Origin of the sequence: Sphingopyxis sp. BSN-002 (assembly GCF_022024275.1) — a bacterium.
Classification (GTDB): domain Bacteria; phylum Pseudomonadota; class Alphaproteobacteria; order Sphingomonadales; family Sphingomonadaceae; genus Sphingopyxis.
This window is the reverse complement of record NZ_CP091804.1, coordinates 3047647-3061529: the sequence shown is the minus strand read 5'-3', so window position 1 is coordinate 3061529 and position 13883 is coordinate 3047647. Positions and strand designations below refer to the sequence as shown.

At 64.6% G+C, this 13883-nt stretch carries 15 protein-coding genes; 1 reads left to right on the top strand and 14 read right to left on the bottom strand.

Features of this window, described 5'->3' with window-relative positions:
• Nucleotides 1–3: 3 nt before the first annotated feature.
• The 9 genes from L7H23_RS15240 to L7H23_RS15200 all read right to left on the bottom strand — a co-directional run bounded on the left by L7H23_RS15240 (nt 4) and on the right by L7H23_RS15200 (nt 9768).
• Complete coding sequence (locus L7H23_RS15240; RefSeq protein WP_237836718.1) at nt 4–735, bottom strand: peptidase; 732 nt, start codon at nt 733–735, stop codon at nt 4–6.
• Between the two features lie 46 nt (nt 736–781).
• Nucleotides 782–1585, bottom strand: a complete 804-nt coding sequence (locus tag L7H23_RS15235; protein ID WP_237836717.1) for a transglutaminase family protein — start codon at nt 1583–1585, stop codon at nt 782–784.
• Nucleotides 1586–1587: 2 nt separating this feature from the next.
• A complete protein-coding gene (locus L7H23_RS15230) occupies nt 1588–2529 on the bottom strand; it encodes an alpha-E domain-containing protein (RefSeq protein ID WP_237836716.1) in 942 nt (313 codons plus the stop codon).
• Nucleotides 2529–3926 carry a circularly permuted type 2 ATP-grasp protein gene (locus tag L7H23_RS15225; protein WP_237839272.1) on the bottom strand — a complete coding sequence of 466 codons (1398 nt, stop codon included), beginning with the start codon at nt 3924–3926 and terminating at the stop codon, nt 2529–2531. The genes L7H23_RS15230 and L7H23_RS15225 overlap by 1 nt, the downstream gene beginning before the upstream one ends.
• A gap of 214 nt (nt 3927–4140) precedes the next feature.
• Nucleotides 4141–4896: a sulfite exporter TauE/SafE family protein gene (locus tag L7H23_RS15220; protein WP_237836715.1), complete on the bottom strand. Its 756-nt coding sequence runs from the start codon at nt 4894–4896 to the stop codon at nt 4141–4143.
• 130 nt (nt 4897–5026) lie between these two features.
• On the bottom strand, nt 5027–7762 hold the full coding sequence (gene secA / locus L7H23_RS15215) for a preprotein translocase subunit SecA (RefSeq protein WP_237836714.1): 2736 nt from the start codon (nt 7760–7762) through the stop codon (nt 5027–5029).
• Between the two features lie 115 nt (nt 7763–7877).
• Nucleotides 7878–8087, bottom strand: coding sequence for a hypothetical protein (locus L7H23_RS15210; protein WP_237836713.1), 210 nt, complete (start codon nt 8085–8087; stop codon nt 7878–7880).
• 148 nt (nt 8088–8235) lie between these two features.
• A complete protein-coding gene (locus L7H23_RS15205; RefSeq protein WP_237836712.1) occupies nt 8236–9243 on the bottom strand; it encodes an energy transducer TonB in 1008 nt (335 codons plus the stop codon).
• Nucleotides 9244–9255: 12 nt separating this feature from the next.
• Nucleotides 9256–9768: a hypothetical protein gene (locus L7H23_RS15200; protein WP_237836711.1), complete on the bottom strand. Its 513-nt coding sequence runs from the start codon at nt 9766–9768 to the stop codon at nt 9256–9258.
• A 110-nt stretch (nt 9769–9878) separates the two neighbouring features.
• Between L7H23_RS15200 and L7H23_RS15195 the strand changes: the two genes are divergently transcribed.
• The gene (locus L7H23_RS15195) at nt 9879–10682 is read left to right on the top strand and encodes an SDR family oxidoreductase (protein ID WP_237836710.1); all 804 of its coding nucleotides are present in this window, start codon (nt 9879–9881) and stop codon (nt 10680–10682) included.
• Between the two features lie 3 nt (nt 10683–10685).
• Here L7H23_RS15195 and L7H23_RS15190 read toward each other — a convergent pair whose 3' ends face one another.
• From L7H23_RS15190 to L7H23_RS15170, 5 genes are read right to left on the bottom strand one after another with little or no spacing between them, the layout of a single operon-like run.
• Nucleotides 10686–11399, bottom strand: coding sequence for a head GIN domain-containing protein (locus L7H23_RS15190; protein ID WP_237836709.1), 714 nt, complete (start codon nt 11397–11399; stop codon nt 10686–10688).
• Nucleotides 11400–11442: 43 nt separating this feature from the next.
• Nucleotides 11443–12195 (bottom strand): head GIN domain-containing protein, encoded by a 753-nt coding sequence (locus tag L7H23_RS15185; protein ID WP_237836708.1) that lies wholly within the window; start codon nt 12193–12195, stop codon nt 11443–11445.
• 58 nt (nt 12196–12253) lie between these two features.
• Nucleotides 12254–12904: a DUF1109 domain-containing protein gene (locus L7H23_RS15180; RefSeq protein WP_237836707.1), complete on the bottom strand. Its 651-nt coding sequence runs from the start codon at nt 12902–12904 to the stop codon at nt 12254–12256.
• A 1-nt stretch (nt 12905) separates the two neighbouring features.
• A complete protein-coding gene (locus tag L7H23_RS15175) occupies nt 12906–13427 on the bottom strand; it encodes a sigma-70 family RNA polymerase sigma factor (protein ID WP_237836706.1) in 522 nt (173 codons plus the stop codon).
• On the bottom strand, nt 13424–13882 hold the full coding sequence (locus tag L7H23_RS15170) for a DoxX family protein (protein ID WP_237836705.1): 459 nt from the start codon (nt 13880–13882) through the stop codon (nt 13424–13426). The genes L7H23_RS15175 and L7H23_RS15170 overlap by 4 nt, the downstream gene beginning before the upstream one ends.
• Nucleotide 13883: the final 1 nt, after the last annotated feature.

Genomic DNA, 13883 nt, shown 5'->3' with positions numbered 1-13883 from the left:
CAATCAGAAATGGAAGTCGGGCAGTTCCGCCAGCGCGATTCCCAGCGCCTCGGCCCAGCCGTCGGCGACGCTCTCATAATAAGGATCGTTGCGCTCGAAACGCCGCTCGCGCACGCTCGAAAAATCGTCGCGCTCGTGAACCTTGAGGTCGATCGGCAGGTCGACGCCGGCGTTCGCGCGGATCGTCGAATCGAACGAGACGCAGAGCAGCTTCACCGCATCCTCGAACGACATCGCGGGATCGTAGGACCGGACGATGATCGGCCGGCCGTATTTCGTTTCGCCGATCTGGAAGAAGGGATTGTCCTCGCCGGCCTCGATGAAATTGCCCTCGGGATAGATCAGGAACAGCCGCGGTTCGGCCCCCTTGATCTGCCCGCCGACGATCAGCGAGGCGCGGAACAGCGATTCGGATGACGGCCCCTCTTCGTTGTGGCGCATCACGATGCCGCGCAGCGTCTCGCCGATGATCGTCGCGACCTGAAACATCGACGGCGCCTGCAGGATCGAGGGCTGCCGGTCTTCGGGCGCCTTGGTGCGCTCGTCGAGCAGGCTGACGACCGCCTGCGTCGTCGCAAGGTTGCCCGCCGACATCAGCGTGATCACGCGCTCGCCGGGCACCGTCCAGCTGCGCATCTTGCGGACCTGAGAGATGTCGTCGACGCCCGCGTTGGTGCGGGTGTCCGACATGAACACCAGTCCCTTGTTCAAACGCATGCCAACGCAATAGGTCATCGAATCCCGTTTCCCCGCCCGGATGATGTGGTCGCCCGAAGCCCGCTTATTGCTGGACCTGCAATTGGACAACCAGATTTTCTTGCGCTGCACCATAGCGCATCCCGCGAACCGGGGCGGCGTCGCGATAGTCGAGGCCGGTTGCGACCCGGATATAGCGCTGGTCGGGCGAGTGGCCGTTGCTCACGTCGAAACCGATCCAGCCGATATGGTCGAAATACGCCTCGGCCCAGGCGTGGGTTGCATCCTGATGCGTCCGGTCGTTCATCATCAGATAGCCCGACACATAGCGTGCCGGGTGCCCCAGATGCCGCATCGCCGCGATGAAGATATGCGCATGATCCTGGCAAACCCCGCCCTCGCCGCCCAGCGCCTGCTCGGCGGTGGTCTCGGCATCGGTGAAACCGATCCGGTAGGCGAGCTTGTCGATGATCAACGCCGACAGCGCATGCGCGCGTTCGATGTCGGACGCATAGTCGCGGCCGAGCTGCGCCGCCAACGCCCGCACCTGGCGCCCCGCACGGGTCAGCGGGGTCGGGCGGAGGAAGGTCCAAAGCGGCATCGCACCACGGTGCGCGCCGATCACGCCGTCCCACGTGATCAGCTCTATCTCGCCGGCGCAACGAATCACGAGCTCGGTCTCGCCGCTGCGCACCGCGACCAGATCGACGCCATTGCCGTGATGGTCGGTGTAGTGCAGTTGCTGCGCACCGCCTTCGACCTCGATCGACCAATTGTGGATCAGCTGTTGCCCCGGCCGCTCCTTCGGCGTCAGTTTCAACTGCTGCAGCGCATAGGCGACAGGGCTGTCGTAATTATAACGGGTGGTGTGCTCGACGCGCAGTTTCATAACTATTCCACAAAGCGGTAGTCGCGCTCGATCTGCTGCGCGAGCGCGGCGTTGGCGCGAAGGAAGTCGGTGATGAATTCGTGCAGCCCGCCATCGAAGATCGACTGGATCGGGCGCGAGAGCCGCTCGCGGCAGATCGCGCTGCCCATCCGGACCGCCTCGGTCTCCTCGTCATAGGTCCGCTGGAGCAGGCCGAGATTGTCGTTCATCTGATCGCAGCAGAAGGCCAAGCTGCGCGGCATCTGTTTGTACAGGATCAGGAACTCCGCAATCTTGAGCGCGCTGATCTCGGTCCCGTACAGCCAGTGATAGGCGCGGTGCGCCGACACCGAGCGCAGAATGGTTTCCCACTGCACATTGTCGATCGAACTGCCGATGTGCGCCACCGACGGCAACAACAGATAATATTTGACGTCGAGGATGCGCGCGGTGTTGTCGGCGCGCTCCAGAAACGTCCCGACCCGCGCGAAATTATAGCCGTCGTTGCGCAACATCGTCCCGGAAAAGGCCCCGCGGACGAGCGCGCTCTGCTGGCGGATCGCGGCGAGTACATCGGGCAGATCATCCTCGCGCACCTGCCGCTTGAGCAGTGCGCCAAGCGTCATCCAGCTCGTGTTGACCGCCTCCCATACTTCGCGCGTGAGATAGGTTCGCGCAGTCCGCGCATTGTCGCGCGCCTGTTTGACGACCGAGAGGATGCTCGACGGGTTCGACGGATCGCGCAGCATGAAGTCGACGACGCGCTGCGAATTATAGTCCTGATGCGTCTGCTTGAAGGCGTAGTCCTGCCCTGCGGTCACAAGGACCGAGCGCCATTCGGCTTTCGCGGTACTCGACCGCGTCAGCGCGATACGAAACCCCGCATCGATCAGTCGCGCATTATTCTCGCTGCGCTCGAGGTAACGCGCCATCCAGTAGAGGCTGCCCGCCGTTTTCCCCAGCATCAGTCTTCCAGTACCCACGTGTCTTTGGTGCCGCCGCCCTGACTCGAATTCACCACCAGCGACCCCTTGGTCATCGCGACGCGCGTGAGCCCGCCCGGCGTGATCGTGATGCCCTGCGGCGACATCAGAACGAAGGGACGCAGATCGACGTGCCGCGGCGCCAGACCCGCCTTGGTGAAGATCGGCACCGTCGAGAGCGACAGCGTAGGCTGCGCGATATAGCCGCGCGGGTTTGCTTCCAGCTTGTCCCTGAAAGCCGCGATCTCTTTCTTGCTGGCGGCGGGACCCACGAGCATCCCGTAGCCCCCCGACCCATGGACCTCTTTCACCACCAGTTCGGGCAGGCGGTCGAGCACTTCCTTCAGATGTTCGGGCTCCGAACAACGCCAGGTCGGTACGTTCGGCAGCAACGCTTTCTCGCCCGTGTAGAATTCGATGATGTCGGGCATGTAGCTGTAGAGCGCCTTGTCGTCGGCGATACCGGTGCCCGGCGCGTTGGCAATCGTGATGCCGCCGGCGCGATAGACATCCCAGATCCCGGGCACGCCCAGCATCGATTCCGGCCGGAAATTCAGGGGATCGAGAAAGTCGTCGTCGACGCGGCGATAGAGGACATCGATCGGCGTATAGCCCTGCGTCGTCCGCATCGCGACGCGCCCGTCGACGACGCGCAGGTCGTGACCCTCGACCAGTTCGGCGCCCATCTGGTCGGCAAGGAAGCTGTGCTCGAAATAGGCGCTGTTGTGGATACCCGGCGTCAGCACGGCAACCGTCGGCGTCCCGTTGCACGCGGGCGGCGCGCAGGCGGAAAGCGACTTCAGCAGGTTGAGCGGATAGTCGCTGACCTCGCGCACCGAAATCTTCGCGAACAGCTCCGGAAACATCTGGAGCATCGTCTCGCGGTTCTCGAGCATATAGGAGACGCCCGACGGCGTGCGCGCATTATCCTCCAGCACATAGAATTCGTTCGGGCCGGTGCGGACGATGTCGATGCCGCTAATATGCGTATAGACGCCGCCCGGCGGGTCCATTCCCATCATCATCGGCAGGAAGGCCTCGTTGCGCGAGATGAGCTCGGTCGGCACGCGGCCGGCCCGAAGGATCTCCTGCCGGTGATAGATGTCATGGAGGAAGGCGTTGAGTGCCCGGACGCGTTGCTCGATCCCGCGCGACAGGCGCCGCCATTCGCTCGCCGAGATGATGCGCGGAACGACGTCGAACGGGATCAGCCGCTCGTCGGCCTCGTCCTGCCCGTAAACGTTGAAGGTGATACCGGTCGTGCGGAAAAAGGCTTCGGCCTGCTGCGCCTTGCGCTGGATGCGCGCCGCATCCTCGCGATCGAACCATTCATGATAGTCGCGATAGGGCGAGCGGACTTCGCTGCCTTGCCCCGTCATCTCGTCGAAAAAGGAAATGCCCCAGCCCTTTCCACGCAACATGCCAACGTCCAGCCGCGCGCGATGGTCGGGCGTGCACGGCCCCGATATTCCTGCCTGCTGCGTTGCTTGTCTGGCTACGCGGCCGCCAAGCTTGTGGAGACGATGCTAGCACCGCGGCACGGGAAGGCAAGAGCGCAAAAAGTCCTTGAAAACCAGAAAGAAGGCACAGGAACTAGATACCGATCGCGGGTCCGATCACCGGATACAGCAGCCGCACCGCCACAAACCCGACAAGCAGCGCGGTAAGCCGCCGGATCAGCGTCGCGGGGCCGGTCTTCACAGCCAGTTGCGTGCCGATCGCCCCGCCGATCAGCACCGCGACCAGCAATGGCCAGTGCCCCGCGATCGCGTGGACCATCTCGCCGCCCTTGCCCTTGATCAACTGGCCGGTCAGCCCGAACAGGCTGTTGACGAGGATGAACAGGCTGGCGGTTGCGGCGACGCTGCGCGCCTCGGCCCAGCGAATGAGGTGCAGGATCGGCGCAAGGAAAATGCCCCCGCCGATGCCGACGACGCCGGCAAGATAACCGAGCGCCGCTGCAACCGGCAGCAACAGCTTCGGCGACAGATCGACCGGCTTCGCGGTCTGCGGCTGGAACAGCAGGGCGAGCGCAGAGGCCAGCAGCGACAGGCCCAGCAGAACGACGAGCACGCCCTGCTTGACCGGCGTGAGCCCGCCAAGGAATGCCAGCGGCGCAGCGACCACGATCAGCGGCAGCGCCTTCGTCCACGGCATCACCCCGGCGCGCGCGAAGCGGATCGTTCCGCCGGTGACGACGATGACGTTGCACGCAAGACTGATCGCCGGAACCAGCCCGACCGCGACACCGCCAAGCAGCAGCAGCGCGGTATAGGTCGACCCGCCGCCGAACCCGACCGCCGAATAAAGCAGCGCGGTGAGGCCAAAGAGGGCAGCTAGTCCGGTCATCTCATCTCCCCCCTGTCACTGCCCCTTTCCCCGTCATCCCGGCGAAGGCCGGGATCTCACCGTTGCCTTTTATCGCGAGGTCGAGATCCCGGCCTTCGCCGGGATGACGACTTGGGAGGAGTAACGGCCCTTAGAGCTGGCCGTGGCAATGCTTGTACTTGCGGCCCGACCCGCACGGGCACGGCGCATTGCGGCTGATCTCGAGCGCCGCATAGGGATTCTCGCCATCGGGCATGTCGGGACGCGGCGACTGCATCGGCGGCAGCGTGTTCGCGATCACGCCCAGTTCGCCCGCGTCGATGTCGCCGCTGTCGTCCTCGCCTGTGAACGGGTCGATATGCGTCGTCAGGAAATCGGGCAGATCGGGAAGCGGCATCGGTTCCGGTTCCTGGAACTGGAAGTCGATGCGCGCGACGGTGCGCGTCACATCCTCGCGGATATTCTGCAGCATCCGCTCGAACAGCGCGAAGGCTTCCTGCTTGTACTCGTTGATCGGCTGCTTCTGCGCATAGGCGCGCAGGAACACGACCTGCCGCAGCGCGTCGAGGGTCGAGAGATGCTCTTTCCAGTGATGGTCGAGCGTCTGCAGCAGGATCGACTTTTCGATCCCCTTCCACGATTCATCGTCGACCTGCGCCGCCTTTCCTGCGGCGGCGCTGTCGGCCATTTCCTGGATGCGTTCCTCGAAGACTTCGGCGTCGACCGCATCTTCCTGCATCCAGTCGTCGATCGGCGGGGTCAGGTCGAGGATGTTCGCGACGCGCTCCTTCATCTGCTCGATGTTCCACTGTTCGGGATAGCTTCCCGGCGGGCAGGCATCGGCGACGATCGAGTTCACCGTTTCGGCGCGCATCGCGGTCATCACCTCGTCGACGGTTTCGCTGTCGATGATCTCGCCGCGCTGTTCATAGATGACCTTGCGCTGGTCGTTCATGACGTTGTCATACTCGACGACCTGTTTGCGGATGTCGTAGTTGCGCGCCTCGACCTTCTTCTGCGCGGTCTCGATCGCCTTCGACAGCCACTTCGATCCGATCGCCTCGCCATCCTCCAGATTCTTGTTCATCATCTTGGAGAAGAGCGTGTCGGGTCCGAAGATACGCAGCAGGTCGTCGTCGAGGCAGAGATAGAATTTCGACAGACCGGGGTCGCCCTGGCGTCCCGAACGGCCGCGCAGCTGGTTGTCGATGCGGCGGCTTTCGTGGCGTTCGGTCGCGAGCACGAACAGCCCGCCCGCTGCGCGCACGGCTTCGCGTTCGGCGGCGACCTCGGCGCTGATGCGTTCCACCGCGGCGTCGCGCTCGGGGCCCTCGGGCATGTCCTTCAGCTCGTCCTCGATGCGGAACTCCTCGTTACCGCCGAGTTTGATGTCGGTGCCGCGGCCCGCCATGTTCGTCGCGATCGTGACCGCGCCGGTGCGGCCCGCCTGCGCGACGATGTGCGCCTCGCTCTCGTGGAAGCGCGCGTTCAGGACGCTGTGCGCCACACCTTCCTTTTCGAGGAAGGACGACAGCAGTTCCGATTTTTCGATCGACACGGTGCCGACGAGCACCGGCTGTCCGCGTTCCTGCGCTTCGCGGATGGTGCGCGCGATCGCGCCGAACTTGTCGGTGATATTCTTGTAGAACTCGTCCTCATCGTCCTTGCGCGCGATCGGGCGGTTGGTCGGGATGGTGACGACGTTCATCTTGTAGATGTCGAAAAATTCGGCCGCTTCGGTCGCGGCGGTACCGGTCATGCCCGACAGCTTCGGATACATGCGGAAATAATTCTGGAAGGTGATCGAGGCGAGCGTCTGGTTCTCGGGCTCGATCTGGACGCCCTCCTTCGCTTCGACCGCCTGGTGCAGACCGTCGGACCAGCGGCGACCGTCCATCATGCGGCCGGTGAATTCGTCGATGATGACGACCTTGCCGTCCTTGACGATATAATCGATGTCCAGCTTGAACATCACGATCGCCTTCAGCGCCTGATTGACGTGATGGACGACCTGCGTGTTCTCGATGTCATAGAGGTTGCTGCCCTGGAGCAGGCCCGCGGCTTCGAGCAGCCGCTCGACATGCTCGGTGCCTTCTTCGGTCAGGTTGATCGACTTGGCCTTCTCGTCCTTCTCGTAATCGTCCTCGACAAGCTGGAGCACGACCTCGTTCACGCGGACATACATTTCCGACTTGTCGTCGGTCGGCCCCGAAATGATCAGCGGGGTGCGCGCCTCGTCGATCAGGATAGAATCGACTTCGTCGACGATCCCGAAGTTGAAGGTGCGGTGGACCATCTGCGCGCGGTCGAACTTCATATTGTCGCGCAGATAATCGAAGCCCAGCTCGTTGTTCGTCGCATAGGTGATGTCGCTGTTATAGGCTTCGCGGCGCTGCGTCTCGTTGAGGTTCGGGACGATGATGCCGGTGGTCAGGCCCAGGAAGCCATAGACCGTTCCCATCCATTCGGCGTCGCGGCGGGCCAGATAGTCGTTGACCGTCACGACGTGCACGCCCTTGCCCTCGAGCGCGTTGAGATAGCAGGGGAGCGTCGCCATCAGCGTCTTGCCCTCGCCCGTCGCCATCTCGGCGATCTCGCCGCGGTGAAGGACGATGCCGCCGATCATCTGGACGTCGAAGTGGCGCATGCCGAGTGTGCGCTTCGACGCCTCGCGCACCGTCGCAAAGGCTTCGGGCAGGACGTCGTCGAGCGTTTCGCCGGCTTCCAGCCGGTCGCGGAATTTCTGCGTCTGCGCCTTCAGGTCGTCGTCGCTCAGCGCCTCGAGCTCGGGCTCGAAGGCGTTGATCTTCGCCACGATCTTGCGCATCGAGGCGACGTAGCGGTCGTTGGACGAGCCGAACAGGCTCTTGGCAATGCTGCCGAACATATGGAATTTCCTTGGATTCTGGATAGGCGGGGGCGGCAGGCATGCCGCGCGGAACATACAGGAAAAGCCCCCGCACAGGCGGAGGCGAGGCCCGAAAGGGCGTCAGCTCTTCAAGCTATTCGAGCGCGCGGTCGCTGCCGGTGAGAAGGCCGGGAAGGTGCGGCGGCCCCGCCTTGCGCGGCTTGCCGCCGCCGCCGCTGGTGGTGCGGCGCGTCGGTGCGGTCGTCGTGGGACGGCGTTCATTGTCGACGGTCTCAACCTTGCCCGCGCTTTCGGCGAGCAGGACGAGCGACCCCATTGCCGCCGGAACGGCAGGCGCAGCCATCGCCCGGTCCGCACTCGCGAATCCGGTGATCAGCGCCAAAAGGGTCAGAAGTAACCGCAAGAATCGCCCCTCCATACGTCCGGAGCCAAGATTATTGCGCCCCGTTCCCTGAACATAGGGTGAAAGTGGTCCGGCGTCCAGTGGCTGGTTATTTGGCCGGCGCGGCCGCCGGCGCCGCATCGTCCTCGACCTTCACCTCGGTCCGGAAGGTGATCCGCCTTGCAACGGGCCGCCCGTTCGTATCGGTAAAGGGGATATAGCGCAGCCTGCCGCCGATCGAGTCGCACGGATTCGGCATCTGCCCCCCGACACCTGCGCTCTTGTACTGACAATCGCTCGCCTGCCCGTCGGTGCCGATCCGCACCGTCGCCTCGATCATCCCGGCATCGCTCATGGGGAATTTGCGAATGGGCGGCTCCGGGTTCGGCGCGGCATCGTCGGCGCGGGGCAGCACCCAGTTGAAGGTTGCCGGAACCACCGACCTTGCCGGTTTGCCATTGCTGTCGAGCGCGGGCTGGAATTTGCCGTTCGCCCGCATCAGCGCGCAAGCGGCATCGTCGAGCTCCTTTACCATGCTGGTGTTGATCACCGCACAGCCGACCACCTTGCCAAGCGGATCGACGGTCAGCGTCATGACGACATCGCCTTCCTGCCGCTCCGCCAGCGCCTTCGCCGGATAGTGCGCGCCCGCATCGAGCGTCACCATCTCCGGATCGGGAACGGCGCCGCGCGGCCAGGCCGGGCGATTGGTATCGAGCTGGAAACCCGACCTCGCCAGCTGCTCCAGATAATCGTCGGGCATCTGCCAGCGTATGCGGTTGCTATAGGTGCCGCCAACCCGCACGCCGTTGGCATCGCGCTGCGTCTGGAACCGCGCGCGCTCCATGAGGAGGCGGCAGGTTGCGGTATCCAGCATTTCGTGCCCGCTCGACGCAATGATTTCGCACCTGCGCGGCAAGCCGTCGGGTCCGACCGTCAGGCGGAAGCCCGTCACGCCTTCCAGCGTGTCGCGAAGCGCGGCGGGCGGATAGTCCGCCGGCGTGACCCAGCCCCCCGGATTGGTGACCGGCTTCATCGGCTCGTCGGCCTGCGGCACGGGCGACGGCGGCTGTTCCGCTCCGGGCGCCGCGAGCAGCATCAGCATCGCAATCATCATTTTCGTCCCCCCTTACCCGAGCGCCGGATTGAGTTCCTTCACCTCGAGCAGAAACGTCTTCGGTTTCTTGAAATATTTGCTTTTCCGGTTGACCTTCAGCCCGACGACTTCGGCAAGTTCCATCACGAAATGGACGCAGTTCGCCTTGTTCAGGCTATAGCTCGGCTGCTTGCGATCCTGCCATTCGCGCACCTTTGCGATCACGCGCGCATAGGTCGCATCGTCGACCACGACGCTGAACTGGCGATCGCTCTTCGCGATATAATCGGGCTCGGATGTCTGGACATAGCCCTTCACCGACCCGAGCAGGATCGCCGGGCTCACATTCTTCGCGGTAAAGCCGAAATTATTGTCGACCGCCTGCCCGCTGCCGTCGAGCTTTCCCTTCACGACGATGAAGGCGTGCGGAAAGCGGTCGCCGAAATCATGGCTGTAGAAGCTGACGGTTACCGCCGCGTGCGCGGGAAGCGCGACGCCCATGCAGAAGGCCAGCAAGGTCAGGAGCATCAGGCGCAGGCGAAACATCGGCGCCCTGATAGCGACGCGCAGGTCGCCTTGCCAAGCGCGATTGCCGCTTGACGTTCACGTCAGCCTCGCCTCTTCTGTCACTGACACGAATGTAAGGGAGCGCGCAGATGGCACGGAAGGCGATTTTCATCACCGGCGGCGGGTCGGGAATCGGCCGTGCGACAGCACGCCACTTTGCCGCGCAGGGCTGGTTCGTCGGAATCGCCGACGTCAATGCACAGGGAATCGACGAAACCGCTGCCCTGCTTCCCGAGGGAGCCTCGTCGCGGCATATCATGGATGTGCGCGACCGCGACCAGTGGAAGGCGGCGCTCGATGCCTTCGCATCGGCAAGCGGCGGACGGCTCGACGTCCTCTTCAACAATGCCGGCATCGGGTCGGGCGGGCAATATATCGACATGGCCCCCGAGGAAGCCGACCGGCTGATCGCGATCAATTTCGGCGGCGTCGTCAACGGCATCTACATGGCGCTGCCGCTACTCCGCGCGACGCCCGGATCGACGATCCTCAACACCGGATCGGCGTCGGGCTTCTATGGCGTGGCAGGGCTCGCCGTCTATTCGGCGACCAAATTCGCGGTGCGCGGCCTGACCGAGGCGCTGGAGATCGAATTCGCCAAGCATGACATCAAGGTGCGCTCGCTGATGCCGGGCTTCATCGACACGCCGCTGCTCGACCAGGTCAGCGCCGACAGCAACGAGCCCGCGCGCAACCGCCTGTCCGCAAGCGGCTTCGAAATCGTCCCGGTCGAGCGCGTGGGCGAAGCGGCGTGGGAGGCCGTGCATGGCACCCGCGTGCATGTCACCGTCGGCAAGATGGCAAAGCGCCTGTCGCGCCTCGCGCGCTTCTTCCCGGGCCTGATCGCAAAGCAATCGAAGAAGATCGACGGGCTGGGCGCCGCGGCCCACTAGCGCCTATCGTTTCGCGGGTCCGCAGGTCACGCTGCCGCTTCCGGTATTGCGCACGGTGCAGACGGGGCGGCCGAGCACCACTGTCTTGCCGATCCCGCGCGTCGTCACCGCAGCGCTCTTCACCGCGTTGAGGATATGATCGCCCGCGCCCTCGCTGTCGCTGGTGAGTTCGTCGATCGCGAGCTTGCCGGCATCGACCATATTCGCGCCCGACAGGGTCATCTGGCCCTGCTTTGCCGTCCCCGCGAGCGTCATCGTGCCGTTGCCGATCATCGCGACCGCCAGCCGGTCGGTCGTGATCCGGCCGACCCCGATCCTGCCGGGCCCGCGCAGCCCGACCGCGACCCGCGTGCCCTTCAGCTGGTCGACCTGCAGCGATCCCGCGCCGACCAGCGTCGCCGACTGCAGGTTCGCGGCATTGATGCGGATCGTCACGGCGCCCGGCTGCGTCGGGCGGTTCTCGTCGTCCGAAAATTTCTTCGAACTGATCACCAGCCGTCCGCTGCGCGTTTCGAGCACAAGCCGGTCGAGTGCATCCTGCGGCCCCGTGGCGACGGCGCTCACCGGCGCGCGCGTCACAACCTCGACATCGACGTCGGCCGTAACCTCGATCGCCTCGAAACTCGACAGTCCGAAACGCCTTTCGGCGGCCGAAGCCGGGCCGGTGAAAAGCAGGGCGGCGGCCAGCGGAGCGGCCAGGCGGGAATAGCTGGTCATGGTGCCGCCTTAACCGTTCGGCCGGGGCGACACCATAGCCGCGTCACTTGCAGGTCGCGGTGCCCGATCCCATCGCCTTGGTCGTGCATTTGCCGCCGCCGCTGATATTGGCGTCGCCCGAACCGAGGATGCTGACGTCGGCCGCGCCGGTCGCCTGCGCATCGACGTCGCCCGACCCGGTGATCGAAATATCGAGTGTGTCGGCGATCAGTCCGTCGGCGTCGATGCTGCCCGACCCGGTGACATTGTAATCGCCGGTCCCGATGGTGCCGCCGCCGACCTCGATATCGCCCGAGCCCGAGATCGTGAGTTCGGCGCTCTTGCCCGAAAGCTTCGCAACCTTGAGGTCGCCCGATCCGGTGACGACGGCCTCGACCGCATCGCCCTCGATGCTGTCGGCGTCGATCGAGCCCGAGCCGGTCAGGCGCAGCTTGTCGAGCTTCGGCAATGTGATTTCGATCTGCAGGCCCTTGCCGTCATGGCTGTTGAAGCTGAAGCCCGACCGCTTGCGGCCGATCGACAGCACGTCGCCGTCGAGCTTGATCTCGAGTTCGTCGAGTTCGTTCTTCGGTCCCTTCGCGGTGATCGCAAAGGCTTCGCCATGGCGGATGGCCACGTCGTCGGGTCCGGCGACCTTGACGCCGGTGAAATCCTTGAGATCGAAGCTCTGCGTCGTGACCGGCCCGGCCTCGACCGTTCGCTTGCCATCCTTGCTGTCGCTCGTGATCTCGGCGCTGCAGGCCGTGACCGTCATTGCAAGTGCCAGCGGCAGGGCCACCATCGTCCAGTTACGCATGCTCAATCTCCTTCGTGTGTTATCCATATAACACAGAAGAAGCGATGTCCAGCGGTCGCTACCAGCGCAGCAGAGGCGACAGAAAAACACGCCCGGCCAGACCCCAGAGCGGGATCGCGAGCCCGTGCCACAGCGCGATATGGATCATGTCGTTCGACGAGCAATGCAGGCCGACCGCAGTTGCGCCCGCCGCGCCGGCGGCAATGCCGATCACCCAGCCCGCCCGCGTCGGCGAGGTCGGCGCGCCGCCCTTGAGCCAAGCGAACAGCGCCGCGCCGACGCCGAGCCCGGCAATCAGCCCGTCGATCGTGCAGCGCATCCCGGTTTCGGGGCGCATCGCATCCATCGCGGCATGGCTGTCACCCATTCCGATAAAGATGGCGGTCAGCGGCAGAGCGAGCGCGGCGAGCCCGGCCCAGCGCCATCCGCTATAGTCGCGGCCGACCGCAGGAAGCCCCATGCGCAGCGCGCTCCACGCGGCGGCGAGGCCGAGCGCGACGATCAGCCAGAAGGCCAGCATCGGCAGCGGCGCCATCGCCAGCCCCGCCGCCAGATCGTGCCGCATCCCGAAAACCCAGAGCAGCAACACGGCGCCAGTCAGCCAGCCCGCAGCAACCCAAAGCCCGCCGCGCAGCACGCGCCGCGGGCGGACCGGCTCGAGCTCGCTGGCGAGACCGTCGATCAGATCGTCGATCGATGCGTCCTTCATGTCATTCGCTTTCAATCAATTGCGCGAGCTTCTTCAGCCCGCGATGGATATTCACCTTGACCAAGCTCTCACTCTGGCCGCAAATTTTCGACGCTTCGGCTATCGACGCGCCCTCGATCTTCACCAGCGTAATCGCCTGCGCCTGCGCCGGCGTCAGATAGGCGAGCAGCCGGTCGATGCTGAGCTGCGCGTGCACTGCCTCGTCCTCGGCACCGACCGCGGCGTCATTTTCGCCGAGTTCGGCCTCGTCGCGCTGGCGGCGCAGCATGTCGATCCAGCGATAGCGCGCGATCGCCGCAAGCCAGGGCAGGAACGGCCGGCCGCTGTCCCATGTCGCGAGCTTGCGGTGCATCGACACCAGCGTTTCCTGCACCAGATCGTCGATCTGGTGCGGCGCGATGCGCCGCGCGAAATAGCGTTCGAGCCATTTGCGGCAATCGCCGAGCAGCGCCCGATAGGCCGCACGATCCCCCCGCTGCGATGCGGCCATCAGGCGCGCGAGCGAAGGTTCGTCGATGCTCATTGCGTGCGCACCCTAGCAAGCAGCGCGTCGAGCGAAAACAGCCCGCCGCCACGCACGATCAGGATCGCCGCCATCGCCACCCACAGCGAGTGCACCGGCCACCAGGCATCGGGAAAGACGAATATCTGGATGACCAGCGTCATCACCAGCAGCGCGCCGGCCGAGAAACGGGTGGCGAGACCGAAGAGCAGCAGGACCGGGAAGAAATGCTCGGCATAGGTGGTCAGCGGCACCGCGATCACGGGATCGAGCGGCAGGCCCGAAAACTCCGACGCGAACAGGTCATAGGTCGACGGGTTGATCGACAGGAAACTGCCCTCGATCACCTTGGTCTGGCCCGAACGCCAGAAGACGCCGGCCAGCGCGACGCGCAGCAGGAACAGTGCGAGCGATTCGGGGATACGCGATGCGGCGATCTCCACGCCGCGATCATAGAATGCGACCAAGCGATTCATC

Excerpts from the sequence above, each read along its gene's own strand:
- L7H23_RS15240 (WP_237836718.1), bottom strand. The coding sequence starts at position 735 with ATGACCTATTGCGTTGGCATGCGTTTGAACAAGGGACTGGTGTTCATG.
- L7H23_RS15235 (WP_237836717.1), bottom strand. The coding sequence starts at position 1,585 with ATGAAACTGCGCGTCGAGCACACCACCCGTTATAATTACGACAGCCCT.
- L7H23_RS15230 (WP_237836716.1), bottom strand. The coding sequence starts at position 2,529 with ATGCTGGGGAAAACGGCGGGCAGCCTCTACTGGATGGCGCGTTACCTC.
- L7H23_RS15225 (WP_237839272.1), bottom strand. The coding sequence starts at position 3,926 with ATGACGGGGCAAGGCAGCGAAGTCCGCTCGCCCTATCGCGACTATCAT.
- L7H23_RS15220 (WP_237836715.1), bottom strand. The coding sequence starts at position 4,896 with ATGACCGGACTAGCTGCCCTCTTTGGCCTCACCGCGCTGCTTTATTCG.
- secA (WP_237836714.1), bottom strand. The coding sequence starts at position 7,762 with ATGTTCGGCAGCATTGCCAAGAGCCTGTTCGGCTCGTCCAACGACCGC.
- L7H23_RS15210 (WP_237836713.1), bottom strand. The coding sequence starts at position 8,087 with ATGGCTGCGCCTGCCGTTCCGGCGGCAATGGGGTCGCTCGTCCTGCTC.
- L7H23_RS15205 (WP_237836712.1), bottom strand. The coding sequence starts at position 9,243 with ATGATGATTGCGATGCTGATGCTGCTCGCGGCGCCCGGAGCGGAACAG.
- L7H23_RS15200 (WP_237836711.1), bottom strand. The coding sequence starts at position 9,768 with ATGTTTCGCCTGCGCCTGATGCTCCTGACCTTGCTGGCCTTCTGCATG.
- L7H23_RS15195 (WP_237836710.1), top strand. The coding sequence starts at position 9,879 with ATGGCACGGAAGGCGATTTTCATCACCGGCGGCGGGTCGGGAATCGGC.
- L7H23_RS15190 (WP_237836709.1), bottom strand. The coding sequence starts at position 11,399 with ATGACCAGCTATTCCCGCCTGGCCGCTCCGCTGGCCGCCGCCCTGCTT.
- L7H23_RS15185 (WP_237836708.1), bottom strand. The coding sequence starts at position 12,195 with ATGCGTAACTGGACGATGGTGGCCCTGCCGCTGGCACTTGCAATGACG.
- L7H23_RS15180 (WP_237836707.1), bottom strand. The coding sequence starts at position 12,904 with ATGAAGGACGCATCGATCGACGATCTGATCGACGGTCTCGCCAGCGAG.
- L7H23_RS15175 (WP_237836706.1), bottom strand. The coding sequence starts at position 13,427 with ATGAGCATCGACGAACCTTCGCTCGCGCGCCTGATGGCCGCATCGCAG.
- L7H23_RS15170 (WP_237836705.1), bottom strand. The coding sequence starts at position 13,882 with ATGAATCGCTTGGTCGCATTCTATGATCGCGGCGTGGAGATCGCCGCA.